The organism is Pontibacter beigongshangensis (assembly GCF_014332515.1).
Taxonomy (GTDB): domain Bacteria; phylum Bacteroidota; class Bacteroidia; order Cytophagales; family Hymenobacteraceae; genus Pontibacter; species Pontibacter beigongshangensis.
Genome location: NZ_VFSD01000031.1, coordinates 1 through 26497, shown reverse-complemented (window position 1 = coordinate 26497; position 26497 = coordinate 1). Strand labels below are relative to the sequence as shown.

Annotated in this window: 23 protein-coding genes; 12 read left to right on the top strand and 11 right to left on the bottom strand. The window is 51.1% G+C overall.

The genetic code is table 11. The features are described from left to right. Positions 1–218 precede the first annotated feature (218 nt). From FJM74_RS20480 to FJM74_RS20465, 4 genes are all read left to right on the top strand, one after another. Entirely contained in the window at positions 219–1463 is a 1245-nt protein-coding gene (locus FJM74_RS20480) for an ABC transporter permease (RefSeq protein WP_187264509.1), read from the top strand. Between the two features lie 111 nt (positions 1464–1574). Further along, positions 1575–2825: an ABC transporter permease gene (locus FJM74_RS20475; RefSeq protein ID WP_187264508.1), complete on the top strand. Its 1251-nt coding sequence runs from the start codon at positions 1575–1577 to the stop codon at positions 2823–2825. A gap of 46 nt (positions 2826–2871) precedes the next feature. Beyond that, positions 2872–3969: an efflux RND transporter periplasmic adaptor subunit gene (locus FJM74_RS20470; protein WP_187264507.1), complete on the top strand. Its 1098-nt coding sequence runs from the start codon at positions 2872–2874 to the stop codon at positions 3967–3969. 241 nt (positions 3970–4210) lie between these two features. Then, on the top strand, positions 4211–4681 hold the full coding sequence (locus tag FJM74_RS20465) for a GNAT family N-acetyltransferase (protein WP_187264506.1): 471 nt from the start codon (positions 4211–4213) through the stop codon (positions 4679–4681). A gap of 161 nt (positions 4682–4842) precedes the next feature. Here FJM74_RS20465 and FJM74_RS20460 read toward each other — a convergent pair whose 3' ends face one another. Continuing rightward, positions 4843–5400, bottom strand: coding sequence for a DUF4864 domain-containing protein (locus tag FJM74_RS20460; protein ID WP_187264505.1), 558 nt, complete (start codon positions 5398–5400; stop codon positions 4843–4845). 157 nt (positions 5401–5557) lie between these two features. On the opposite strand from FJM74_RS20460, the gene FJM74_RS20455 reads away from it, so the two are divergent. From FJM74_RS20455 to FJM74_RS20445, 3 genes are all read left to right on the top strand, one after another. Further along, positions 5558–6352, top strand: a complete 795-nt coding sequence (locus FJM74_RS20455; protein WP_187264504.1) for a phosphatase PAP2 family protein — start codon at positions 5558–5560, stop codon at positions 6350–6352. Positions 6353–6560: 208 nt separating this feature from the next. Beyond that, on the top strand, positions 6561–6851 hold the full coding sequence (locus FJM74_RS20450) for a hypothetical protein (RefSeq protein ID WP_187264503.1): 291 nt from the start codon (positions 6561–6563) through the stop codon (positions 6849–6851). 102 nt (positions 6852–6953) lie between these two features. Further along, positions 6954–8063, top strand: coding sequence for a DUF3616 domain-containing protein (locus tag FJM74_RS20445; RefSeq protein WP_241739276.1), 1110 nt, complete (start codon positions 6954–6956; stop codon positions 8061–8063). Between the two features lie 181 nt (positions 8064–8244). Here FJM74_RS20445 and FJM74_RS20440 read toward each other — a convergent pair whose 3' ends face one another. Beyond that, on the bottom strand, positions 8245–8883 hold the full coding sequence (locus FJM74_RS20440; protein WP_187264502.1) for a response regulator transcription factor: 639 nt from the start codon (positions 8881–8883) through the stop codon (positions 8245–8247). 1 nt (position 8884) lies between these two features. Then, positions 8885–10867, bottom strand: coding sequence for a tetratricopeptide repeat-containing sensor histidine kinase (locus tag FJM74_RS20435; protein WP_187264501.1), 1983 nt, complete (start codon positions 10865–10867; stop codon positions 8885–8887). 192 nt (positions 10868–11059) lie between these two features. Here FJM74_RS20435 and FJM74_RS20430 point away from each other — a divergent pair, with 192 nt between their 5' ends. From FJM74_RS20430 to FJM74_RS20420, 3 genes are all read left to right on the top strand, one after another. Further along, a complete protein-coding gene (locus tag FJM74_RS20430; protein ID WP_187264500.1) occupies positions 11060–11572 on the top strand; it encodes a glycoside hydrolase family protein in 513 nt (170 codons plus the stop codon). Positions 11573–11603: 31 nt separating this feature from the next. Then, on the top strand, positions 11604–12557 hold the full coding sequence (locus FJM74_RS20425) for a TolB family protein (RefSeq protein ID WP_187264499.1): 954 nt from the start codon (positions 11604–11606) through the stop codon (positions 12555–12557). Positions 12558–12946: 389 nt separating this feature from the next. Then, a complete protein-coding gene (locus FJM74_RS20420; protein WP_241739275.1) occupies positions 12947–13408 on the top strand; it encodes a hypothetical protein in 462 nt (153 codons plus the stop codon). A gap of 377 nt (positions 13409–13785) precedes the next feature. Here FJM74_RS20420 and FJM74_RS20415 read toward each other — a convergent pair whose 3' ends face one another. The 6 genes from FJM74_RS20415 to FJM74_RS20390 all read right to left on the bottom strand — a co-directional run bounded on the left by FJM74_RS20415 (position 13786) and on the right by FJM74_RS20390 (position 19812). Beyond that, a complete protein-coding gene (locus FJM74_RS20415) occupies positions 13786–15297 on the bottom strand; it encodes an HTTM domain-containing protein (protein WP_187264498.1) in 1512 nt (503 codons plus the stop codon). A 102-nt stretch (positions 15298–15399) separates the two neighbouring features. Continuing rightward, complete coding sequence (locus FJM74_RS20410) at positions 15400–15861, bottom strand: hypothetical protein (protein WP_187264497.1); 462 nt, start codon at positions 15859–15861, stop codon at positions 15400–15402. Between the two features lie 221 nt (positions 15862–16082). Continuing rightward, complete coding sequence (locus FJM74_RS20405; RefSeq protein ID WP_187264496.1) at positions 16083–17426, bottom strand: lysophospholipid acyltransferase family protein; 1344 nt, start codon at positions 17424–17426, stop codon at positions 16083–16085. A gap of 140 nt (positions 17427–17566) precedes the next feature. Continuing rightward, entirely contained in the window at positions 17567–18502 is a 936-nt protein-coding gene (locus tag FJM74_RS20400; RefSeq protein ID WP_241739274.1) for a M28 family peptidase, read from the bottom strand. Positions 18503–18855: 353 nt separating this feature from the next. Then, on the bottom strand, positions 18856–19254 hold the full coding sequence (locus tag FJM74_RS20395) for a hypothetical protein (protein WP_187264494.1): 399 nt from the start codon (positions 19252–19254) through the stop codon (positions 18856–18858). Between the two features lie 372 nt (positions 19255–19626). Next, a complete protein-coding gene (locus tag FJM74_RS20390; RefSeq protein WP_187264493.1) occupies positions 19627–19812 on the bottom strand; it encodes a hypothetical protein in 186 nt (61 codons plus the stop codon). Positions 19813–20311: 499 nt separating this feature from the next. On the opposite strand from FJM74_RS20390, the gene FJM74_RS20385 reads away from it, so the two are divergent. Together FJM74_RS20385 and carB are read left to right on the top strand one after the other, a co-directional pair. Beyond that, positions 20312–21115, top strand: a complete 804-nt coding sequence (locus FJM74_RS20385) for an L-rhamnose mutarotase (protein WP_187264492.1) — start codon at positions 20312–20314, stop codon at positions 21113–21115. Positions 21116–21467: 352 nt separating this feature from the next. Then, positions 21468–24281, top strand: a complete 2814-nt coding sequence (carB, locus tag FJM74_RS20380) for a carbamoyl-phosphate synthase large subunit (RefSeq protein WP_187264491.1) — start codon at positions 21468–21470, stop codon at positions 24279–24281. A 640-nt stretch (positions 24282–24921) separates the two neighbouring features. On the opposite strand, the gene FJM74_RS20375 is transcribed toward carB, so the two are convergent. Together FJM74_RS20375 and FJM74_RS20370 are read right to left on the bottom strand one after the other, a co-directional pair. Then, a complete protein-coding gene (locus FJM74_RS20375) occupies positions 24922–25494 on the bottom strand; it encodes a hypothetical protein (RefSeq protein WP_187264490.1) in 573 nt (190 codons plus the stop codon). A 33-nt stretch (positions 25495–25527) separates the two neighbouring features. Then, positions 25528–26472, bottom strand: a complete 945-nt coding sequence (locus tag FJM74_RS20370) for a DUF4249 domain-containing protein (RefSeq protein ID WP_187264489.1) — start codon at positions 26470–26472, stop codon at positions 25528–25530. Positions 26473–26497: the final 25 nt, after the last annotated feature.

Here is a 26497-nt window from a genome sequence, read left to right as displayed (position 1 = left end):
GGGCCTGTAAAAAGAGTTTTTTCGGTGTAACCGTGTAAGCAGCAGAAGCTCCGGAGGGGCTTTTTGATTAGAATAATTTGATCATAGGTTGTTAATTACTGATCGTTAGTGGCTGATTTTTTGATTGATCTGAAGTACACGCTCCACAGTTATGTCCGCTTTTAACTCTCAACTATAGAAGTCTGAAATCTGGCATCTAACATCTAAAATCCGGAAAAATGTTCGACATAGACAAATGGCAGGAGATATTAGGAACGATGCGGAAAAACAAGCTCCGCACCTTCCTGACTGCTTTTGGCGTGTTCTGGGGCATATTTATGCTCGTGATGCTGCTTGGGGTGGGCAAAGGGCTGGAGAAAGGTGTGGTCAACCGGTTTGGTGACGGGGCCAAAAACAGTATTTATGTGTTTACGGGCAAAACGGCTGTGGCGCACAAAGGCATGGCACCCGGCCGGCAGATAAAGTTTACGAACGAAGACCTGAAAGCCATTGACCGTGAAGTTCCTGACCTGAACATTCTGGCTCCACGAAACCGGGTGTTTGGCGAGTACACCATCAACTATAAAAAACAGTACGGCTCTTACCAGGTTTTCGGCTCGGAGCCCGATTTTCTGGAGCTGAACGGCGAGAAAGTATTCCGGGGCCGCCTGCTCAATAAATTCGACGAGGAAGAGAAACGCAAGGTGGTGGTGCTGGGGGAGCAGGCCAGCAAGGTGCTGTTCCTGGATGAGGACCCGGTAGGCAAGTATGTGACCATACGAGGCATTCATTTTAAGGTGGTCGGTACGTTTAAGGTGAGCGGAAACAACAGCGGCCGCCGCGAAGAAAGGGCCTACATTCCTTTCTCGACCATACAGGCTGCCTTCAACCAACCCAACCAGGTGCAGATGATGGCCATGACCGCACAGGCAGGCGTGAGTGCCAAAGAAACCGAAGACCGCCTCCGCACCCTGCTGGCGCAGCGGCATAAGTTCTCGGCAGACGATGTGCGGGCCCTGGAAATCAGCAACACCGAAACGGAGTACCTGAAGCTGCTGGGGCTATTCAACGGCATCCGCATTTTTGTCTGGATTGTAGGCATCGGCACTTTAATAGCGGGCATAGTTGGCGTGAGCAACATCATGCTGATAATCGTGAAAGAACGTACCCGCGAAATCGGAATCCGGAAAGCCCTGGGCGCAACGCCGTTCTCTATTGTGAGCCTGATTCTGCAGGAGTCGGTGGTGATTACGGCTTTCTCCGGGTACCTGGGGCTGCTGCTGGGAGTCGGGTTGCTGGACCTGATCCGGTATTTTATGGAGTCGTCGGGCGTGGAGATGCCGTTTTTTGCTGCTCCTGAGGTAGAGCTGGGCGTGGTACTGTCCGCCACGTTTATCCTGGTGCTTTCCGGGGCCCTGGCCGGCTTGGTGCCCGCCCTGAAAGCAGCCCGCGTGAAGCCTATTGAAGCGCTGAGGGCGGACTGAAGCTTAGTTAAGAGCTAAAAGTTATGAGTTACTCTTGTGCTTCTTTTTTGACTTATGTCCTGATACTTGTGTTCTGTTAACAACAATCAACAATCAACAACCAGCAATTAAATGATCGACATCGACAAATGGACCGAGATTTACAGCACCGTGAAGCGGCACAAGCTGCGCACGGCCTTAACGGCCTTTGGCGTGTTCTGGGGTATCTTTATGCTGGTGCTGCTGCTGGGTGCCGGCAAAGGGCTGGAGAACGGGGTCATGAGGGATTTTAACGTGGCCAAAAATGCGGTCTTCGTCTGGACACAGCGCACCAGTGTTCCTTATAAAGGCCTGAAAGCAGGACGCTTTATGCAGCTGACCAACGACGACATGGCCGCCATTAAGGCAAGTATACCGGAGGTGGATGTGCTGGCGCCACGGAACCAGTTAAATGGCGATTTCACCGTCTCTAAAGACACAAAAAGCTCTTCGTTTACGGTAAACGGCGAGTACCCTGAAATGCTGCAGGTGATACCACTCCACATAGATGCGGGCCGGTTCGTGAACGACCGCGACATAAAGGATCGCCGCAAAACGGCTGTTATCGGGCCGCGGGTGGTAGAGGTGCTCTTCGGCAAAGAGGTGAACCCGATCGGTGAGTACATCAACATAAAAGGAAGTTACTTTCTGGTAGTTGGCACTTTTAAGCCGGTGAGTTCCGATGAGGATGGGCAGCACGACGCGCAGGTCATCTACATCCCCAACACTACCTTGCAGCAGACCTTTAACCAGCCCAACAAAATAGGCTATATGGCGCTTACGCCCAAGCCGGGCATACCTGCCAGTGTGGTAGAAGAAAAAGTGAAAACACTGCTCATGCAGCGCCACCAGGTAGCGCCCACAGACCTGAAAGCCATTGGGTCGAATAACGTGGAAGAGGAATTTAAGAATGTGCAGGGCCTGTTTACTGGCATAGCCCTCTTCAGCTGGTGGGTAAGCATCGGTACAATTATGGCGGGCATTGTGGGCGTAGGCAATATTATGCTGATCGTGGTGAAGGAGCGGACAAAGGAAATCGGTATCCGGAAGGCGCTGGGTGCTACACCCTGGTCTGTTATCAGCCTGATCATACAGGAGTCGCTGGTAATTACGGGGCTGGCCGGCTATGTAGGCTTGCTGGCCGGCACTGCTGTCATAGCTGGTATCGACTACGCCATGACGGAGCATGAAATAAAATTAGGTTTGTTCGGCAATCCGGAGATAGATGTAACCATTGCCCTCACAGCGCTCGTGGTGCTGGTGGTGGCCGGTGCGCTGGCTGGTCTGGTACCTGCCGCCAAAGCTGCCAGAGTGAACCCTGTGGTGGCCCTTCGGGATGAGTAGGAGGTATCTTATTATAGAATAGTAACTGTTAAAAGGTAATTGAAAAATGAAGAAAGTTTTGCTTGGTTTTATGGTGTTGGTTTTTCTGGCGCTCTCGGGCTGGCTGGGTTATTACTTTTACAAAAAGTCTAACACAGATCCTATAGTCTATAAAACGGAGCAGCCGGTTACATCAGATGTGGTTAAAAAAACCGTGGCCACCGGTTCTATTGTGCCGCGCAAGGAGGTAGAGGTAAAGTCGCAGGTGTCGGGTGTGGTGGAGGAGCTGTACGTAGAGGCCGGCGAAGTGGTGAAGAAGGGGCAGCTGCTGGCAAAGATCCGGATCGTGCCCAATATCGTGAATGTGAACAACGCCGAAAACGGTGTGCAGACGGCTAAAATAAATTATGATGAGGCCAGGCGCGAACTGGACCGCTACGAGGACCTGTACCAGCAGAAAGTGATCTCGGAGCAGGAGTACCGCAAGTACAAAGCCGATTTTAACCTGAAGCGGGAGGCGCTGCAGTCGGCAGAGAACAACCTGCAACTGGTGCGCGAAGGAGCCTCCAAACGCAGCGGGCAGTCCTCTAACCTGGTGTACTCAACCATAGACGGCATGTTGCTCGATGTTCCTATTAAACAGGGCTCCTCCATTATAGAGCGCAACAACTTTAACGAGGGCACCACCATTGCCACCGTAGCCGATATGCGCAGCCTGATTTTTGAGGGCAAGATAGACGAGTCGGAGGTAGGCAAGCTGAAAGAGGACATGGACCTGCTGCTGACCATCGGGGCCATAGAAGGCCGCGTGTTCAATGCCAAGCTGGAGTACATCGCACCCAAAGGCGTGCTGGAAGAAGGCTCCATCAAATTCCCGATCAGGGCGCAGGTGCTGCTCGACGACAAGGACTTTATACGGGCCGGCTACAGCGCCAACGCCGACATTGTGCTGGATAAGCGCGAGCAGGTACTCACCATAAAAGAGAGCATGCTTACTTTCGAGAAAGACGACACCTTTGTGGAAGTAGAAACCGCCCCGCAGGTGTTCGAGAAGCGGGCCGTTAAAACAGGTTTATCAGATGGGATAAACATTGAGGTAGTGTCGGGCTTGCAGCAGACCGAGAAAGTAAAAGTGCCGGAAGCTGCCTCTACCCGGAAAATTTAGAGTTGTTTGTTTAGATTAGATAGTTTGAAAAAAGCGGGTTCAGCCTGCTTTTTTCTTTTATGCCACATCTGATATAAGGAGCAGCAGCAGCAGATGCTCCGGAGGGCTGTTTTCATTCAAAAAATTTGGCTGTACCAATTCTGAATTATATACTGCGGCTTAATTACCCATAAATTGAAATGGCGCAACTTTCTGTTTCGGGATACAGGAATAGGAAGACACTGCTAAAAGAATTTGAACTATGACACCTGCTGCTATTCAGATCGTGGACTTTAAGCCGGCTCATGCTACTGTGTTCAGAGAGCTGAATGAAGAATGGATTACCCGCCACTTTGCGCTGGAAGAAGCCGACATAAAATCGCTGAACGACCCGCAGGGTTACATACTCGACAAAGGCGGATTTATTTTGATGGCGCTTTACAACGGAGAGCCTGTTGGAACCTGCGCCTTGCTTAAAGAAGAAGACGGCGTGTATGAACTGGCAAAAATGGCAGTTACAGAAAAAGCCCGGGGACTTAAAATAGGAAAAGTACTTGGGGAGGCTGCACTGGCCAAAGCCAGGGCGGCGGGTGCCGGCAAAGTGTACCTGGTCTCGAACAGAACGCTCCTCCCGGCCCTGAGCCTGTACCGGAAGCTGGGCTTTGCAGAAGTGCCCCTGCCACCGAGCATCTACCAAAGAGCCGATATAAAAATGGAAGTGCTGCTAACCTGAATTTGCCAGGAGCAAATTATTGGAATGATTTTGCCCCTCCGGAGGTTCTGCTGCCCCTGCTGCGCTTTAAGGACAAAAGATGCAGGACACAAGGCATAGGGCCTCTTTTTTATAGGGAAGAGATGATCTTTTTATCTTCCAATCTTCAAATTTACCAATCATCAAATCAAGCGGGTTTCGGGTTCTGGCTCCATGCGGGCTACGCCTTCTGTCATCCAGCAATCTTTGTAGGGGCCGCGCTTTTGCTTTGCCAGTATAAACAGGTAAGCCGTTTCTATACCGTCCTGTCCGGCAATCACTACAATCTGGTAGGCCGTGTTATCCGTTATCACCATCTTGCCAGATTTGTATGTTTTAAAGTTTAGCATGGGGCGGTAAGCGGGCTCCCGCACCAGCAGCCTGAAATGGTTGATCGGGCCGAGGTGCATTTTATTGACCGGGGAAGAGAAATTGAATATCGTGATCACACCGCTGTCGTTGCGGTCGTTCTGCTGCAGTGCCCGCAGCTGTATACGCATCACCTGGTGGGGCGAAAGCTCTTTTGAGGGGCGTAAAAAGCTTTCTTTCGATATTGCATCGTTGCCAGCACCAGTAGTGTAGGCATTATATATATGGAGGTCTTTCATTGGCTCCGCCGGAAACTGTACCCAGAGCAACACCAACAAAACAAGTCCTACCCCCAGCAGTAGTTTGTCGAGTATTTTTCCGTATCCTTTCATGTAAATATGTACTTTGTATAGAATGATATAGTTGTGTTTAGAGGGGGATAACGGGTAGGGCGTACAATTTTAAAAGGTAACGCAATGGATTTGGGGTGTTGCCAGGGCGGGCAAACAAAATGTAAGGTATGCGTATACCTCATCAGCCTGGTTATCTATGAAAAATTCCTTATCAGCAAAAGTGCGCGCTCATGTTCAGGGGTTAGTGCAGCAGCCTCCTGTTGTGCGGCTGCGCAGGCGGTATCCGCGCACAATCCACTTTTTGGCTAACCGGTTCAGCACCTCCTCCTTCATAGGCCTGCCACTTACCTTACTGATCGTTATTTTTTTATTTAACAGCATGCTCTTGTCGGAACTGACCGAAGAAATAATTGAATCAGGGGGCGTGGTGAGGCTGGATGAGAAGTTCACGGCACTGCTCTTTGGCATCCGGTCCAACTGGCTCAGCCAGGTGCTGTACCTGATTACACAGCTGGGCACGCGTGCCGCTGTCTTCTTGGTGGGCGCAATCGTATCAGTTTTGTTCCTGTACAGGAGGCGCTATATACCCTTATTGGCTTTCTGGCTTGTAATGGCCGGGGTGGGGTTGTCGGTGCGCTACGGCAAAACATTTATCAGCCGCGACCGGCCCGTAGATGTAGCCTACTACCAGGAACATAATTATTCGTTCCCGAGCGGACACGCTACCACGGTCATAGCGCTGGTGGGTATGGTGGCCTATTTCCTTTGCCGGCATTACCAGCAGCCTGCCAGCAGGCGCATTATCGTCTTTTTTGCTGTTTTGCTTATCGGGGCTGTGGGATTTACCAGAATTTACCTGGGCGTACATTTCCTGACAGATGTGCTGGCTGGTTTTATGCTGGGCACTTTGTGGCTGCTGCTGGGCATCAGCCTCACCGAAATAGCATCACACCGGAAAAAATGGGCCAATGCTAAAACTGGCAAAAAATAAAAAACGGCCGTGCCGGCAGCGACTGGCTGAAAATTAGAAATGTATAATTTCTGAAATAGCAGAGAATTTATATAAATATGGGTGTTTTTGAAACTATCTCTGCTGAAAACCGATAAAATAAGTCTAATGCTTCCGCAGCCGAATAAATAGTACCTGAAAAAGAGCCCGGAGCATTGCTTATTTAATCGACATGTAAATTAATAAACCTATGGAAAATACACAGAATAAAAGCTCGCAGCAAAACATGCTTAACACTTCCCAGTTCTCTGAAATGTGGAGTAAGAGCGGCCTGAAGGATATTCCTAACAAGCTGCAACAGTTTGGAAATACGGCCGCAAACAAAGTAAGCCACATGAGCACTACCCAGAAAGTGGTGGGCGGAACTTTGCTGGCCATTGGTGCCGGCTGGCTGGCAAGCCGAAATACAAAGCAAGGCAAAGACCTTATGAGCAAAATACAAACACAGGGCAGGAACTTAATGAACAAAAATAAAGCTTAATCCTGCCCCTGACGGACACTCAGAAACAGGAAAGCCGGGTCTGATCAGGCCCGGCTTTCCTGTTTCTGAAGGAAAAAGTGTAGTGCCTTTTTTAGATGATCTATGAAAAAACTTTCTATGCCGGCAACTATTAAACTGCAGTTCGATGCCTCACAAAGTTTTAACTCAGGTGGCGACCACGTGCGCGACGGGCTTTCTACGGTGTTGCGCACAGGCAACAACCTCTGGACGGGCTGCGACGAGCGCACCACCATTGAGCGGCTTACGTTACAGGCTGACGGTTCCTTCGGTGATCATCAGTCTTTTGAATTAAGTAACTACCTGCACCTGCCTGGCAAAGAGGGCGAAGAAATAGACATAGAAGGGATGGCCGTGTCGGGGAACTACCTCTGGGTAATCGGGTCGCATAGCCTCAAGCGCAAAAAGCCACGCAAATGCGATTCTGTACCTGACCAGATGAAACGCCTGGCAAAAGTAAAAGCAGAAGCCAACAGGTATATGCTGGTACGCGTACCCATCCTCTTGGAAGAGCAGACAGGTAACTACAAGCTACACAAGGAGTGCCCCGCCCCTGGAGCACCTGAAACAATTCTGCGGGCTGCACAGCTAAGCAGCGGTAAAAACAGCAACGAACTTACAGAAGCGCTGCAGCAGGACGAGCACCTGGAGCATTATTTTCGGATTCCAGGCAAAGACAACGGCTTCGACATAGAAGGGCTGACGGTGGTGGACAAGCGGCTTTTTATTGGTTTGCGAGGACCGGTACTGCGAGGCTGGTCGGTGGTGCTGGAGATTGAGGTAGATGAGATGGAAGACAAGGAGGGTTACCTGCACCTGAAGCCGATTGCCCACGGCAGACCTTACAAAAAGCATTTCCTGCACCTCAAAGGCAAGGGTATACGTGAGCTTAGGCTGTTAGGAGACGATATTTACCTTCTGGCCGGCCCCACCATGGACCTGGACGGGAAGATTGTGATTTACCGGTGGCCAGACGCCATAAACCACCACACAGAAGTTATGCTCCGGAGCTCTGATCTGGAGCGACTCCACGAAATTTCGCACGGCACCGGAGCCGAGTCTGGCAAAGACAAAGCTGAGGGGCTGGCAGTTTTCGACGAAAGTACCCTGCTGGTAGTGTTCGACAGCCCCACAGACGGCCGCAAAGTAGGCGAGCATGCGGTGCTCGGAGACCTAATAAAAGTTATAGAGTAGCAGCAACCGAAAGTGGGGTATGCCAGCTTTCCGGAGGATCTGATCAAGTGTTTGCAGCTAAATATAAACCATTCACTTCTCTTTTTAAAAAAGGTTTTTGCACAGAATTCCGGGCGGATACAGCGCAAGCGGAGGCAACGGTTTATCCTGTCATTTCTGCCCTGGTTGGATTACCGCGTTGTTAGGCCACCACAAACTTATGCGAGATGGCCATCCTGATAAGGCCCGGGGCATTGCTGACGCTAAACTTCTGCATGAGATTCCGGCGATGCGACTCTACGGTGAGCGGACTGATGAAGAGTTTCTCAGCGATTTCGGCCGTGGTGCAGCCGTCGGCTATGTGTTGCAGAATTTCCTTTTCGCGGCGGGTGAGGCGTGGCGGGGCAGACAGGTCAGCGGGAGCGGGTTGTGCCATAATAGCCTGCACCTCCTCGCTCAGCACCAGCTTGCCCTCCAGTGCCGATTTTATACTCTGTATGAGGATGTCGGGAGCGGTGTTTTTGAGCAGATAGCCTGACGCACCGTTCTTCAGGCTTTCAAAAATGATGCTGCGCTCGTTATAGTTGCTCAATACCAGTACTTTCACGTCGGGCTGCAGTTTTTTTATCTCGCAGCAAAGCTCAATGCCGCTGGTGTCAGGTAACCCGATGTCCTGCAGCACCACCGATACTTCCTGGTGCTGCAGATAAGCCAGTGCCTCCCCGCCCGTGGTGAAGCACGCCAGCACTTCCATGTTTTCCTGGCCTTGAATCATGTACTGCAGGCCTTGCAGCACCACCGGATGGTCGTCTATGATAACAAAGGTAACAGGTTCGCACATATCAGGTCGGGAGGTTTATTTCGATGTTTACGGTGGTGCCCTGGCCTATGGCCGAGTCTATGTCGACTTTACCTTTCAGGTACCCGATGCGGTTGCGCACATTCGACAGCCCGATTCCCTCCTTGTGGCGGAGCGCATTCAGGTCGAAGCCGCGGCCGTCGTCCTCCACCGTGATCAGCAGCTGGTTCTCGTGCTGCGAGCATTGCACCAGAATCTGGCTGGCATCGGCATGTTTTACGGCATTGGCGACCAGTTCCTGTATAATCCTGTACACCGTGATCTGGGTATCCTGGCTCAGGATCGGGCTTAAATCGTAAGCCTGTAACGTGATGGGCGTGGCAGGGGTTGCCAGGTTGGCGCACAGGTCCTTGAGCGCTGTTTCCAGTCCGAACTTCAGCAGCGACTCGGGCATCATGTTACGGGCGATGCGCCGCAGCTCATTGGCCGACTGGTCTAGTTGCGAGATAACTTTGTAGAGGTCCATATCCGGTGTTTGGTTTGACTGCCGATCTGCCATACCCGCCAGCTGGAGCTTTACGCCCGCCAGCATGCCGCCCAGGCCGTCGTGCAGGTCCCGGGCTACGCGGGTGCGCTCCTGTTCCTGGCCCTGGAGCATGGCATTGTAGGTAATAAGTTGCTTTTCCTGCTCCAGTTCCCGCACCTGCTGCTCGTGCAGTTGCCGGGCTAGCCGCTGCTTGTGGCGGTAAAGCAGGTACCCGATTAGCAGCAGGAGCAGCAGAATAACCGAGCCACCCAGCAGCAGCGATAAAAACAGGCGGCTGCGCTCCAGCTTTAGCTGTTGCTCCTTGTTCGTGTTCTGCAGCACCAGCATCTCCGACTGTGTTTTCTCGGCCTGATAGCGGGCTTCCATCTCACTTATCTTCAGGTCGATTTCTGCTTGCCGTACGCTGTCGCTTAGCTGCTTGTGCGCTTTCAGGTAGGTATAGGCCCGGGCGTGGTCGCCGGTCTTCTCAGCAAGCCTGGCCAGGGACTCCAGCGCGTAGAGTTGGCTTTGGCCGAGTTCTTTCTCCTGCACATGCCGGTATAACTTCTGGATAGCCAGCCGCGCCTGCGGGTACTGCTTCAAATCCATGTGCAGTTCATACAGGCCCTTCCAGATATTTTCGAGGCGGTGCGTCTGCTGCTTGGCCAGGGCCAGTTGCTCTGCCTCCGCGTAGCTCTGCAGCGCCTGTTGAAGATTGCCCGAGCGGTGATGGTACAGGCCGAGGTAAGTATAGTAATGGCCCCACATATCGGAGTCGACCTGCAACTCAAAACAGGCTTTGGCTTTGTCGAGGTAGGGTTTGGTTTGCGCCACAGAGTCCATAGCCAGCAGGCATTCCACGGTGTTCAGGTATACGAAACCTTCGCTCTCGCTCATACCCAGTCGTTGCAGCACCGTGGCAGCCTTCTGCAGGTAGGGAAGCGCCTTGCCATACGCTTTGGTGTTGATCAGCTTGGCACCCAGGTTGGCATTCACCACAGCGAGGGCAGAGGAGTCTTTGGCCTGCTCTATGTCAGGTAAAAGGCCGAGCAGCAGTTGCAATTCTTCGTCGGGCTTGCCTGTCAGCGACTTCACGTAGGCCAGGTTACCCACGCTGCGGATGTAAATGCGACGGCCTTCTTTGGTCAGATCATCCTGCACGAGCTCCCGCGCCTTCAGCAGGTTCTTTTCAGACTCTTTGAGCGAACCGTGCTCCAGTTGCGCATATGCCAGGGTATAGTAGGCGAAAGCCAGCCCCTGCCGGTTCTGGTGCTTCTGTTGCAGTGCAATGGCCTGCCGGGCATAGGAAAAGGCTTTGGCAGAATCGGTGCCGGTATAGGCCTGCGAGATAAACCCCATGATGCGTGCCCTGGCTGTGTCTGCCTGGCTCACACGCAGCTCTTTTTGCAGGCTGTCGAGGTAGGGCCGCAGGTCGTTTTGAGCCAGCGCTGCCGTTGCTGCCAGCAACAAGAGCATGCAGAGGATACCGATTCTTTTCATACCTGTATTTCGTCCTTTTTCAGAATAATGTTAGGCATTTTATCCTAATCAAACTATTCCAGATGATAAAATACTGGAAAACCAGTAGAAAAAAATCCATGTTCCAGGTGATGGTTTGGCGGGAATATGTTCCCCACCTTTGTCAGGCTAGGTGGTTCACTTAGAGTATCCAACATTTTAATTCTGACAACTATGAAAAAAATTATCATCCTTTTAGTAGCCCTTGTAAGTAACTTTTCGGTAGCGTTGGCCCAGGAAACCACGACAGAGGAAACGCCTAAGACCAACAAACTTTCCGGCAGCAGCTCCTATCGTGCCTCCGTTGGCTTGCGTCTCTTGTTCGATGGGCCCACACCGGCCATCACGGGCAAGTACTTTCTGACACAGCGCGACGCGGTGGAGTTCTCGGTTGGTTTTCCGGAGGGAGGCACCTTTGTGGAAGGGCTCTACCAGTACCACGGTACTTTTGCGGATGCGCCAGGGCTGCTCTGGTATGGCGGCGCCGGCTTGATGGGCCTGTTTCCGAGCGGCATAGAAGAGTCGTACCTGGGCCTGCCCTTTATTATCGGACTGGAGTACAAACCCGCCACCGTGCCCCTGACCTTCGGCTTTGACTGGCAGCCGCTTATTTACCTGAGCAGCGATATAGTAGACCGCTTTAATGCCCGACAGTTCGGGCTCGTCATCCGGGTGGCAATTAAATAGGTGAAGCGAATAATCATCAAATCCTCTGACTATGAAATTTATTAGATTAATTCCTGTTTTCTGCGCCCTTGCCTTGTTGTTGTCCTGCTCCAAAGACGATGACGAGGACCAGGGGCCTGCTGCCAACTCCCTGAGCGGAACCATCATCTACAATTATACCTCAGATGTGAAGCAGATAGACCTGAAGACCGGCACGGAGAGTAATTACTTTTCCTACAATGCCTACTCCACCAACGGCTGGGATGTGAGCCTGGACGGCAAGCTGCGCCTCATCAGCGAGCGGCCTGCGGGCACTATCTATGAAACGCGGTTTATGCTGGTAAGCACTGCGGACGGCAGCATTCTCAACGATTTTGTTTATATACCGAAAAACGGGAGCACCCGGGACTATGCAGGCGAGCTCTCACCTGACAACTCCCTGATTCTGCTGCAGCCCCACTTCGACAATGGCATCGTGCTACTGGACATGAACGGGGAGGAGATATACCACATGGAGGGCATCAACGGTAAAAAGCTCACCTTAGGCGACAAGGCTTGCTGGCTGCCGGGCAACAGCCTGTTGGTGCGCTTCGATGATAAATACCTGCTCAAGGCAGACCCGCCTTACACCAATCTAACCCTGGTAAAGGAGATGAACTACGAGCAGTGGGGCAACATCCGCACCAGCAGAGACGGGAAAAGGCTTTCGCTTTATATTGGCAGGCACATCTACCTGATGAACATAGACGGGACCGAATTAACACAAGTCACGGAGAGCGACTCGGGCGAGAACATGGCCGAATTCTCGCCCGATGGCCGCCATTTGCTCGTTGGTACCAGCTACGTTCATGCTCCTGTGTCCGGAAGGTCGAGTTGGAATCTGAAAATAATACCTGCTGATGGGAGAAAATACAACATGGATAACAGCCCGGAAGTGATTCCGGTAATTCCTGCCGGTCGAAGTGAGGCTGTGAAGGCTGGCGGGAATACCTTTTGGAGGCCTTAATCCTACTTAAATATATCCAGTATACCCCCAGCCTGTTGCTGCGGGGAAAGCGTGCATGGTTATCCACGCAAAGGCGTGCACCTGGTTTGAATCCTGTTCAGAATAGGATACCGCCAGGCAGCGGCTGCCTGAAAAAGACTCCAGTAAAACATTATTGTTCCTGAGTGCTTCTTTCAGGAGCCGCATTACTTCTTTGGAAACCCGGAAGTGAGCTGCTCCGTCACCCACTACACCTGAATTTAGGAGCCGTCTCAACAAATTCAACCTGGTGAGTGTAGTTGTAATTCTCTAGCTACTAACGTGTTAAATAAAATGCTATCAGCCTAGTCTGTGCTTGCTTGCCAACGCCCTCTCATATTGCGTATAAAACCCCAGATAACACAAAAGCTATGAACAAAGAAACCGACAACATGTTAAGAGCCCTGGCAGGTGGCCTGGCTGGTGCCTGTTTCGTGACGGTAGTACACGAAACTGTAAGAAGAATAGTGCCGGATGCGCCCCGTATGGATGTGCTCGGGATGCGTGCTATTTCCAAAACCATGAAAAAGGCTGGTGCCGAACCACCTGCCAACGACGAGTTGCACACCTGGGCCCTGGTTGGTGACATTGTTTCCAACTCCTTGTATTACAGCCTGGCAGGCACCGGTCCAAGCGCCTGGTGGCGAGGCGCCATACTGGGCGCAAGTGCAGGAATAGGTGCCGTGGTTTTGCCTGGCCCCTTAGGCTTAGGCGAAGCCCCGAGCAACCGCACCAACCAGACCAAAGTCATGGCATTCGGCTTGTATATGCTGGGAGGCTTGGTAGCAGCCACAGTAGGCAGCCTGCTAGCGTCTGACTCTGAAGAAGATTAAAACCGCGGGGTTTATTATCCTCCCTTTTAAAGCAGCAGCAAAGGGAAAAACCTCTGGAGGGCCTTTTTGATTGTAATAATTACTCTGGAGGTATATAACAGCTTCCACAGGTAAATTATTTTAATCAGAAAGGTCTTTTTTTGTGTTGCTGATGCTGCACCAGAGGTGTGCCCTTACATCCTGTAGATTCTTCTAAAGCCTTGAGGCAGGGAACTTATTGAAAGGTTCAGATGAAAAACATAACATCTGTCGACTAATATCTGAAAAAGCCTCTGGAGGGCCTTTTTCATTAGAATAATTGCTCCCCGGGCCAGGAAGGAAAAGTAGACAAGATGCAGGACACTCGGCCGGACGCACTTCACTCATTCAAAATTCCATTACTCCGGCAAGTTGGCGCAGGTGCAGAGCACTTCTTTGGTGGGGGTAGCCACCTGGTAATCGGGTAAGGAGACCTCTTTCATGTAGATCACCTGGAGCTCCTGGATGGGCTGGTTTGGATGGGCTTCGTTCCAGCGGCGCACCACGTAGTTGCAATAGTAGGGCCGCATAAAGCTATTGTGTATGTACAGGTAGTTCTCTGAATATTTCCGCCACCTGTCGTTTTTGAACAAGGCCATGACGGAGGCTGGTTTTATGTAGTCTACCTCTTTGCCTTGCTGGTTTAGGTCAATGCTACGTCCGCTGGCGGTGCTGCCCTCCAGCACATACCAGCCGTCGTCTTTAAACACAGCCGGCGAGAACATGCCCCAGTGCTGGTCGGTGCGGAGCAGGTAGCCAAACCAGCGGCCTTCGTCTGGCAACTTGGGCAGGTTCAGGATGGTGCCGCTCAGGTTCCACCAGATGCAGTAGAGCAGCAGGAAAGCAACCACACCCTCCCGGATCTGGCGCTGTACCGGTTGTTTCAGAAAAGGACGATGAAGCCGGACCTGCACCTGCATGGAGGCCGGGAATTTAATCCGTCTGAAAATATGCTGGAACTGCCCTGTAAAAGGCCGCCTGAAAGAGGCAAGAAAGCGCCTTTCGGCCCAATCCATGGCTACAGGAGGTAACAGGCCCACGGCTGAGGCAATATTAATGAGGTAGAAGAGACCCACAAAAAGTGTGAGGCTAATGCCAATATGGAAGCACAGCAGCACACCCGCCACCACCAACCTGAAAAACCAGTTTTTAAAAGGAATGAGCAGCAGAAACGGCAGCAGTAACTCTGTGTAGAAGGTGAAGAAAGTGAGGAACCGCAGCAGCTCCGGGTAAGGGTAAATGAGCCGGCCAACGGGCATCAGTATCTGGTCCAGGCTGAGGGCGTAGTACAGTGCCGTGCCTTCTTCGCGCCACTCAGGTGCTATTTTGAGCAGGGCGGTGCAAAAGTAAACCAGGAATATCTGCAGGATGTAGGCCACCGTGGCTGCGCTGAAGTATCGCGTTTCCAGCAAGGGACTGGCTGCTTTGGTGGCATCGTAGGAGTAGCACCTGCCCCAGGGCAGAAAAATACCCCAGAATAGCAACATGCGGAGCAGATCATCGCCACCCTGCGAAATAAGGACGTTCCGGTTCTGCAACGAGAGCAGCAGCAGCCAGGTCACGACTGTGGCGACCCTGGTTTTATAACCAAACAGCAGGCAAAGCGCAGATATGGCGGCACCAGCAAACAACACTGCCTGAAACTGCCAAAGGCCACTCAGGGCATGCAATGAGAAATAATAAGGGTTCCAGGCGTGTTGGTGCAGCACATGCAGCGGGAGCACGCCCATGTTAGAATAATGAGCTTCCAGGTCGGAGGCTCTGATGGCCAGGTCAGTAAGTACAATTCCTGCCAGCCAGATGCGCATCACGGCAATGGCGCGAAGGTCAACAGTAAATACTTTCCGTAAATACCAACCCAGGTAATTCATCTGTTAGAATCTGATACTACCAATAAAACAGAAAGGCAAAGCACCCAATGTGCCTGCCTTTCTGTTTTATTAGCTATTAGATATATAATCTGTACTTATTGCTTAGTAGGTTGTGGTGCCGGTAGTAGTGCCAGAAGTAGTTCCTCCAGTTGTTGTACCAGTAGTAGTACCTGTCGTTGTGCCAGTTGTCGTTCCGGTAGTAGTACCAGTAGTAGTACCAGTTGTAGTACCAGTCGTCATGCCCGTGGTAGTGCCGGTTGTTGTTCCTGTCGTTGTGCCAGTAGTCATGCCTGTGGTAGTGCCAGAAGTAGTACCAGTAGTCGTTCCGGTGGTAGTACCAGTAGTCGTTCCGGTGGTAGTACCAGTTGTCATGCCCGTGGTGGTGCCGGAAGTAGTGCCGGTTGTTGTTCCGGTAGTAGTTCCTGTCGTTGTATTATTATCCATTGTGTCTTCTGTGCCGTACGTTCCGTCGCTTTCAGTTGCTGTGGTGTTGCTGGAGCAAGATGAAAATACGGTTGCAGCCATAAACGCCGACGCCAGCAATGATACATAAGTCTTTTTCATAGTTGTAAGCATTAATGAATTTATAACTTGATTCTAGTTCACCTTTTACGGGACATGCGAAAAATAGATATCGCCTGCCTTAGAAAAATTTCATTTGCGGTAATATAAACAGGTGTAAATATTTAAGGTGAAATGGGGTGTTAAGTGATAAGTACGTAATTAAAGCGCGTGTTAATACGTAATAGTTGACGGCTGTATGTGCTCAGGTTTAAAAATTTAGATTACCGGACCTTTAAATAATGCTTTTTCGCAAGTTCAAGGGCATCTACTATTTCCTGACGCTGCACTCTCAGCCGGGCGATCTGCTCCTTACTTTTTGAGAAGAGCCGCATCAGGAGCCATTGACCTTTTGCCCGCTTGAAAATGTGCCAGTAATGCAGTGTGAAGAACCCGCTCACTGGCAGACTGAGCAGGTAGAGTAGCAGGTAAATTACAGCAGGGTTAAGCTTCCAGAAAAGGAAAGCCTGGAGCAGGTACAGCACCGGAAACGAGAATATGCCGACTGTGAGCATAACCGGTGCTCTAAATTCCTCTTCTGCAGTAAGAAGGTTGGCTACTTTGGAGGGAATAATATAGGGAAGGTAATTATTAACAAGGCCATAAGCATATAGCGGAAACCCCAGTAGCAGGTAAGTGCCGAACTTCAGGTTCTGCCACAGCTGCCCTTCTTCGTCTGTGCTGAGCAAGGAATCGTTCAGGCCGATCTGTTCCAGCTCCAGCATATAAGCTTTAACCTGTTGCTTGATGGTTTCTACCTGTGCCGGGTTATTCTGATTAAAATAGTGCAGGCTGTTGGCAATGGCCCTGGTTATCAGAAAGTCCTGCTCATGCTCGGGAGCATCGGCGGGCACCTCTGCCGCTAAATGACGTTTATAGAGCTGCTCAATGTGGCGGATCAGGGCGTCGTCCTCATCAGAGGGAGTCACGATGATGAGCCGCTCGAGTTGTTGCCGCAGGTGGTCGGTCAGGGCATTGGCAGCCGCAGCGGCATTGTCGTAATAGGCAGGCAGGAAAGAAGCTGCCGCTATAGGTTTGCCTACGTTTACAAACACATCGCTCCGGAAGTGAGTAGGGTCGGAGTAATTCAGGCCTACGGGCAGTATAGTAATGCCTGCCACGGCTGCTCCTGCCGCTTCGGCTCCCAGGGCCATGCGGGCGGTCCCGGTTTTCAGCGGGCGCAGCCTGCGCTCTTTAAAGCTGGTGCCTTCCGGGAAAATAAGCAAGGTTTTGCGGTGCTTCAGGGCCGTGAAACAAGCCTGGAATGCTGCTGCGTTGTTTACCCGCTGCCCCGGCGCATCCTGCTGCCGGTGTATCGGGATCATGTTCATGTGCCGGAGCAGCCATTTCTTAAAGGGCGTGTTAAACACGGTGCCTTTGGTAATAAAAAATACCTGCTGCCGCAGGAGCACTGCTATCACCAGCGGGTCCATAAAGGTGTTGGGGTGGTTGCTAACTACCAGCAGCGGTCCGCGCTTTGGCATCCGGGAGCGGTTACGCACCTCAAACTTTCGGAAAAACACCCAAAGCCCTGCCCTTACAATCAACTTCAGCAATAAGTACAACATGGTGTTTAAACATGGTCTAAGGTGAATAAAATAGCTTACTGTCCAAGGTTGCGCGATACAGGCAATGACTACCGTATTATATTATACGAATTGCATATAATAAGATGTACATATAATACGAGTTGCACCCCTCCGTCAGCCTATGTTTTTTTACTCAGTTTAAGAATGGCCTTATACACGCCGTCCACCACTTGCCCCATCCGTAGCAGGTCCAGGGTATCGGCTGTGTCGGTGGGTTTATGGTAGTTGCTGTTTCTGTAAAAAGCTGTGTCGGTAACCATCAGGGCGCTGTACCCGAAATGCCAGTAGTTGCGGTGGTCGGAGAAATCGATGCCAGGCACAAAGGCGGGCGCTCTTACTGATTTTACCCGCAACGGCGCCTCTGCCCTAAACTGCCTTTTAAACTGTCGCCCGAACTTGCCGTTGCCGAACTTCTGAACCACGCTTATGTAATTGCCCCTGCTGCCATACACCAGCTTCATTGGTTTGAAGGGGTAGCGCTGGGAGTTTTTCTGGTCTGAGAAATACCCGATCATCTCCAGCGACACCATGCCTGCCACCTCTGCCTGCGCCTGCTGCAGCGACTGCGCATGCACAAAGCTGCCCATGTGCTCCGTCCGGAAATACGGCGGTTCCTCCAGTGTGTAGGCTACCAGGTCGATGCGGTGGCGGAGCGGCTGCTGGTGCAGCAGGCGGGCAAGCTCCAGCAGCCCGGCCACCCCACTGGCATTGTCGTCGGCGCCTGCCTGCTCGCCACAAACATCGTAGTGGGCGCCCACAATAAGCCGGGGCGCATCGGCAGGCCCCACCGACAGGATGATGTTGCGGTATTCCTGCTGGCCCACCCGATAGGTCTGCTCCTCCACCTGCCCCTCCAATTGCTCGAATTCGCTCTTAATATAGGCAGCTGCCTGGTTGAGGTCTGCCAGGTTTTTATAGTTCCTGGGCGCAGCCGTAGACGTGAGGGCGGTTATATGTTGTTTGAGCCGCAAGGTATCAGTGGCTGGCAGCTTAGCAGCCCACAGCTTGCCGGTTAGCCCAGGTAGCAGCAGCAAACACAGCAGCAGGTACTTCATTCGGTTTAAGGGCGATAAGGTTAGAAGCAGCATATTTGTAACCACAAGTAAGGTGAAGAATTTAAAGAAGCTGTTACAGAAACTCTGAAGTAAAACAAATCTCATGAGGTTAAAGGCCTGCATATTAATGGCTCAGGCCTTCGCTTTGCCCAAAAAATATGTTATTGCTCTTCAATAGTTTAGGAGCTGGCTGGCAGGATGCCGGCCACTACACCAACAGCTCTGACATGGTGCTTTTAAAAAGCAATATATAAATAAATGCAAATATTCTGGTATATAGCCCAGGCCGACAGGCTAATTTCTGAGGGACGACTGAAAACGGCAGCAGCAGCAGGTAAAAAGAGGCAGGAGCCTTATGCGTGGCCTACAAGCCACTCGTAAGCAGAGGTGAGATCGCCAAAACTGCGCGTCTCGAAGGGGAGTTGTTTCTGGTTCTGGCGAAGAATGATTTGTTGCTGGCGTTCGGCCAGCACATCGAAGGCGCTAACTGATGCGAACCGCTTCAGGGGAAGCAGATGAAAGGTTTTGTAAATAAAATCAAGCGTCCATTCAAAGTCTTCCTCGGCAATAGGGGGGAGCAGCCTCCTGTCGAAAATGACATAGTCTACGTCGAATTGCCTGGCATACCGAATCGATTTGATAAGCGCCTGTCTGTACTGCAGGCTGCTGCAGCCTCCGTACCATTGGCATACCAGTATCTTGTCTTCTGCATGGTATTCAACATGGATATATTCTGATTGAAAACAAACCATCCTGATTTTGTGTGGAAAAATAATGTGTAATAATAATAAAAAATATAATTTAAACAAAATTTTTTACAGCCAGGATCATCTATAAAAAATTTACTTGACAGGAGTTTTGTGAATTGCAATTCTTTATTTTACAGGCATATACATGCTTTGCAGGTAAACAGGGGGCTGCGTGCCGCAGCGGAAGAGGTTGTAGGAAAGAACATAAGTAAAGTACAAGACTTTGAAAGCGCTGAGCATGCGTTCTAAAGGTTCAGGCAGTGTTACCGCAGCCCGCAAATTAGCCGCTTGTATAAACCAAACCCCTGTAGGCGTGCCGGAGCGGGTAGCGTACCGGGGTTTGGTTTATACTGCTTTTGCCCTGGCCGGCGCTACTTACTTTTGCGGCTCTGCAGGCTTCTGGCTGGTGCTGCTTTCTTCGCTTTTATTGCCGCTGTTGTTATCTGCTGTTTTATCGGGTTCATCGGTTTTTATGCCCTCCAGGGGTTCGGGATTATCGTCCGGTACTACTTTGCTTTCATCGGAGTTGGTGATGAAGTCGTCGTCTCTTGGTGCTTCCATAGCTGTATTCGGTTAAGTTCTATTAAACTGTACTCTGAGCACACCCTGTCAGTTGCCGAAACGCGAATTATTCTAATCAAAAGGGCCCTCCATCGGCTTCTGCTGAAAGAATCACCCTTAAGGCGAAGAGCCTTCCAAATGGTTTTGTGGGCTCAGATAAGGTAATGACGAGGGGCGCAGCCTATGAATTATTCCAATCAAAAACACCCTCCGACGGTTCTGCTGCTGCTGCTGCTATGCTGCAAAACTAACCTGCCTGCCCTTAAAAGGCAGCTGTGGAGGCGAAGGAGCCTATGGCAGGTTTATCATCAGCCAAAGACAGCACAGCTATTTATTTCCTGCCACACACAAAACAGGCTGGCTGCACGCCACTCCCTGTAGCTTTTCCTGCAAATTGTTTTGCGATTAAGCATTTAAAAGAGAAATTAGGGAAATTGCCTTTAAACGTGATGGCCATGCGGCATCGCTGTAGCCCGGCAGTACATGTAACCTATACGCTATGACCAATATTATGAAGCAGTCTGTAACGCTATGCCTGTATTTGCTTTTCAGCTTTCTGGCAGTAGAGTTAAATGCAACAGAAAACCTGGCTTACCCCGAAGCAGCCCGCACACATGCCGGAACCACGGGCGCATTTCTGCTGCCGGAAATTGCCCCCGTTACGGAAACTGCAGAACCCGGCCACTCCAGAAACACAATGGTGATTGAGCTTGTGAGTGAGTCTGGCCGGCAACACGATACGAAGCTGCTGCTGGAGGTCTGCAAAAAATACGGGTTGTCGGCCTCCAACATTTACCAGTGGCATAATCATGCCGTTATTTATGGCCCGGTTAAGAACCCTTATGCCATCCGGAAAGATTTGCTGGCCCGCTTTAAACATGATTACGTCAAAATATACCATGCGCCCTTTTATGAGTTTAAGCGCTCAAAGCATTGTGCAGGTGCCACTACCGAAAAGGAATGGGACAATATTATCCTCACGGCCAGCCTGGTTCAGGATTCGACGCTGCAAAAAGAGTATCTCGACTACCATGCCACGCAGTTTGAGGAGTGGCCGGAGGTGGCCCGCGGATTCTGCAACGCCAGTTTTCAGCAGTTGCAGTTATTTAAATATGGCCGGCAGCTTATGCTGATCATCAGCATACCAAAAGGAGCAAGCCTGGAGGAACTGGACCCTAAAACGGCCGAAAACAACCCGCGCGTAGACGATTGGAACAACCTCATGAAAAAGTACCAGGAGGGAATTCCGGATGCCGCGCCCGGCGAGACCTGGGTTTTCCTGAAACCGCTAAGTGGCCGGTAGGCAAAACTGTTCTGAAAAATTAGCAAGCCCGGATAAAACACAGGTAAAGTGGCTTCAGCAAAGGCCAGGAAAGCAGACTTGCCATCATTTCTGATTTTTAATTTGGCTGGGCTCCAGCGCAATTATTCTAATCAAAAGGCCCCTCCGGGAGCTGCTGCCTCTGCTGCTGCCTTGTTTGCCGGATCAGGATGCCGCTGCTTTGGGGTGCCAGGAGGGTGTTGGCAGTAAAATCTGTTGTTAAAATCACGTTTTTTACAGTCTGAGGGCATATTTGGTGGGGCAGGCAATATTTTTTATTGATTGCCTGAAGATTTTGCACTAATTTTGAGCAATTTATACCTACCAAACACACATGCCAAAAGACACCAGTATTAAATCTGTTCTTATTATCGGCTCTGGTCCTATTATCATCGGCCAGGCCTGCGAATTTGATTACTCCGGCTCTCAGGCCGCCCGTTCTCTCCGCGAAGAAGGAATAGAAGTAACGCTCATCAATTCCAACCCGGCCACTATCATGACGGATAGCATCACGGCGGACAATGTGTACCTCAAGCCACTCGAGAAAAAGTATATCATTGATATACTGGAGAAGCACCAGATCGATGCCGTTTTGCCTACCATGGGAGGGCAGACCGCTCTGAACCTTGCCATAGAATGCGAGAACGCGGGTATCTGGAAAAAATATGGCGTCAAAATTATTGGCGTGGATATAAAAGCCATCGAAACGACGGAAGACCGCGAGCAGTTCCGACTTAAAATGATCGAGCTGGGAGTAAACGTTTGTAAAGGCGAAACAGCCACCTCGTTTCTGGAAGGAAAAGAAATTGCACAGGAAATCGGTTTCCCGCTGGTGATCCGCCCTTCGTTTACGCTGGGTGGCACAGGCGGTGGCTTCGTGAACACACCGGAGGAATTCGACGCCGCCCTGACACGTGGATTGCATGCTTCCCCTACACACGAGGTGCTGGTGGAGCAAAGCATTATGGGCTGGAAAGAGTACGAACTGGAGCTGCTTCGCGACAATGCAGGCAATGTGATCATTATCTGCTCCATCGAGAACTTCGACCCGATGGGCATACACACCGGCGACTCCATAACCGTGGCACCTGCCATGACCCTGCCAGACACCGTGTACCAGCAAATGCGCGACCTGGCCATTAAAATGATGAACGGTATCGGGCAGTTTGCCGGTGGCTGTAACGTGCAGTTCTCGGTAAGCCCCGTAGACGACACCATCATTGCCATCGAGATCAACCCTCGCGTATCGCGCTCTTCGGCGCTGGCCTCTAAAGCTACCGGTTACCCTATCGCCAAAGTGGCTGCCAAGCTGGCCATCGGGTATAACCTCGACGAATTAAAGAACTCTATCACTAAAACTACTTCGGCTTACTTCGAGCCGGCCCTGGACTATGTGATCGTGAAAATACCGCGCTGGAACTTCGATAAGTTTAAAGGCGTGAACCGCACCCTGGGTCTGCAGATGAAGAGTGTGGGCGAGGTAATGGGCATCGGCCGCACCTTCCAGGAGGCGCTGCAGAAGGCCTGCCAGAGCCTGGAGATCAAGCGAAACGGCATCGGCGCCGATGGCAAGGAAATGACGGACTACGATCAGCTGATCTATAACCTGAAAAACCCGAGCTGGAACCGCCTGTTCTGCATTAAAGATGCCATGCATGCCGGCATCCCGACCAGCACCATCCAGAAACTGACCAAAATAGACCCCTGGTTCCTGGAGCAGATCGAGGAGCTGGAAATGATAGAGCGCGAAGTTGGCAAGTACAACCTGAAAACCCTGCCGGCAGAGCTGCTGCGCGAGGCCAAGGTAAAGGGCTTCTCAGACCGCCAGCTGGCGCACATCCTGCGTTGCCTCGAAAGCGAAGTGCACACGCTGCGCACCGAGCTTGGCATACTGCGCGGCTTTAAAATGGTAGACACCTGCGCGGCTGAGTTCGAAGCCAAAACACCGTACTACTACAGCACCTTCGACGGCGAGAACGAGAGCATCGTGTCGGATAAGAAGAAGATCGTAGTGCTTGGTTCAGGTCCGAACCGGATCGGGCAGGGCATCGAGTTCGACTACAGCTGCGTGCATGGCGTGCTGGCGGCCAAAGAGTGCGGCTACGAAACCATCATGATCAACTGTAACCCCGAAACCGTAAGTACCGACTTCGACATTGCTGACAAGCTGTACTTCGAGCCCGTGTTCTGGGAGCATATCTACGACATCATTCTGCACGAAAAACCGGAAGGCGTAATTGTGCAGCTCGGTGGCCAGACGGCCCTGAAACTGGCGGAGAAACTGGACCGTTACGGCATCAAGATCATCGGCACGAGCTACAAAGCCCTCGACCTGGCCGAAGACAGAGGCTCGTTCTCTACGCTGCTGCGCGAACTGGATATTCCGTACCCGCCGTTTGGTGTGATCGAGTCGGCTGAGGAGGCGCTGGAGCTTTGCAAAAAACTCAATTTCCCGCTGCTGGTGCGCCCCAGCTACGTGTTAGGTGGCCAGAGCATGAAAATCGTGATTAACGAGAAGGAACTGGAAGCCCATGTAATCGACTTGCTGAAAGACCACCCGGGCAACAAAGTACTGCTCGACCACTTCCTCGACAATGCCATAGAAGCCGAAGCCGACGCCATCTCCGATGGAGAGGACGTGCACATCTGCGGTATTATGGAGCACATTGAGCCGGCTGGCATCCACTCCGGCGACTCCTACGCGGTGCTGCCTCCGTTCGACCTTTCAAAAAATGTGATTGAGAAAATAGAGGAATATACCAAAAAGATCGCGCTGGCCCTGAACACAGTTGGCATCATCAACATACAGTTTGCGGTAAAGAACGAGGTGGTGTACGTGATCGAGGCCAACCCACGGGCTTCACGAACCATTCCGTTTATTGCCAAGGCTTACCGTGAGCCGTACATCAACTACGCTACCAAGCTGATGCTGGGCGAGAAGAAGATCAAGGACTTCAACTTTAACCCATACAAGCACGGCTACGCGATTAAGGTGCCGGTGTTCTCGCACAGCAAGTTCCCGGAAGTGAACAAGGAGCTGGGGCCGGAGATGAAATCGACAGGCGAGGCCATCTACTTTATAGACGACCTGCAGGACGACTACTTTGTAAAAGTGTACTCCGAGCGAAATCTCTACCTGAGTATGTAAGCCATCCGGCGATTTTAAGATAACAAAGAGGCTGCCCATCATCTGGTGCAGCCTCTTTGCTTTTAAAGCTTATTGTTGCAGATGCCTTTCTGCACCGGTAACTGCTGAAGGCTGAATTTCTAAATAATTAAAGTGCATAACATATTGAGGGGTAGCTATAGCGATATATGTGATTGTGAAAAGTATTTATGCCGCAAGTTTAGGCGCAGCGTAAATGTGGTTTAGTATGATGGCAAGTTTTCAACTTGCGCAAACCTCCATTTCGCAAGTTGAAAACTTGCCTCATTTTTCCCACAAGTTACGGCTGCGCCTAAACTAGCGGTATGCATACGCCGCTGGTGCGAGCTTGTAGCTCGTACCTTTTTTCTCTTTGGGCTATAGCATATAAAGCATCAACTCTTACACAACCTGATTTTGCTCAATTCGAATGATCAAGTGGAATAAAAGTACGAGCTGCAAGCTCGCACTAGCGAACAATACATCGCATTAGATTTTGATTTTATCCCTACAAGATCAACTTCAAAGGGGGACAAAAACCTCCTGCGTGACATCAGTTATTCTAATGAAAAATAGCCTCTGGAGGCTCTGCTGCTCCTGCTGCTCCTTATGCAAAGCCTGCAGCACCACTAGCTAAGAGGTTTTAAAAGGTATAACCTATCCTCAAATCCAGATCCACGGCTGCTTCTCCTACATTCGTGCTAAAGCCATGGCTCTTCCGGAACACGTAGCGGTAGCCGAGGCCGATGGCTGCTTCGAAGGTGAAATGCCTGCCCAACACTCTTCTGATACCCCAGGTCGGGACAAAGGCTACCTGGTTGAATACCATCCTGTCGTCGCTGGAGATGGTGAACCAGTCGGGGTGATAGTTTATTTTGGCCGTGAGGAAGTTGGCGCTGTTGTTGGCCGTGCGCTTACCTTTGCTATCCCGCTTCTTCAGGTTATAGTACCACCTGGGCTCCACCGTAAGCACCGGCGTAAATACATAGCCTATGTTACTCTCGTTGAAGCCACCGCCAAAAAAGCCGGCATCAAACCCGACTTCAGACCGGATCGCAAACCTATCGGTAATCCTGGATTCGTTGTGTGCCCAAATGCCCAGAAGTCCGGTCTGGAGGCCATACACAGATTTTTCGACGCTGGCATCCTGGGCGGTAGCCATCAGCGTTGCCCCAAAGGCAAAAGAAGTTGGAAGGAGAAGATGTTTTACTTGCATGTAATAATGTGGATTGAATAGCTTGCGCCTGTTTTATAGTTGAATGATGATTTTCTGTTCGTTGTAGGCCGCCAGCATGCCAAAGCCGCCTTTTACATTAGAGTAGATGATATTTTGCCCCGAAAAGGCCAGTTCAATGCCGTTAGGCTCGTAGTTGCTCTCCAGGTGTTTGTAATAGTCTCTGCTAATGTTCCGAAGCCTTACCACAACCTGTTGCGCATCCACATTCCGCTGCTCATTGTTAATGACAGCTGTTCCGTGCAGTTCTACCCCAATATTCACCGTATAGGCATTCCCGTTAAAGCAGATATCCGATAAGTTAAATTCATTGCCGTTTCCCAGAAAACCGCATGGGTCGCCTGCCTCCAGAAATTTGTCGCTATAAAAGGCAGGTGCTGTTATAGGCGCACCTTTGTAGTATTGCTGCATATGAATGTTGTAGAAATCAGTTGTGCTGCCGTCATCTAAAATTTCGAGGGTCAGCTTGCGTGTGGGCACATTGTTGAGCATCGATTTTATTTCTTCTTCAAATGCATAGTACCCTACCTGCGGCGGAAAAGGCACCCGCTCTGGCAGTGTCTCGGCGGTGGCAAGCCCGGGAGCGGAAACCTGCACATGGTAAGCTTTGCCCGGAATAGGTTTAAAGCCGGAGGAGGAGCGGTAAGTGCCATCCGTGGTATGAAGCAGATTCTCCAGAAAAACGCCCTCCTCGAAGAACGCCACCTGAGCATCTGCGAGGCGCAGGTTCGAGCGAAAGTCACCGCTCACAGGCATCGTCTTGCTGACCCGCAGGCTCACCACACTGTCCGGCGACAAGGTGCCGTTTATCACCAGCTTCTCCCCAACATAAGGCAGTTCGTAATCCAGGTCTTTGCTGCAGCCCGGAAGCAGAACGGCAGCCAATAGCAGCAGCAGAAGCAGCAGAGCCTCCGGAGGGCATTTTTTATTTGAATAATTGGAATAGGTCTTTTCTTTCATTAATGCTTTTAATATTTCTAATTTT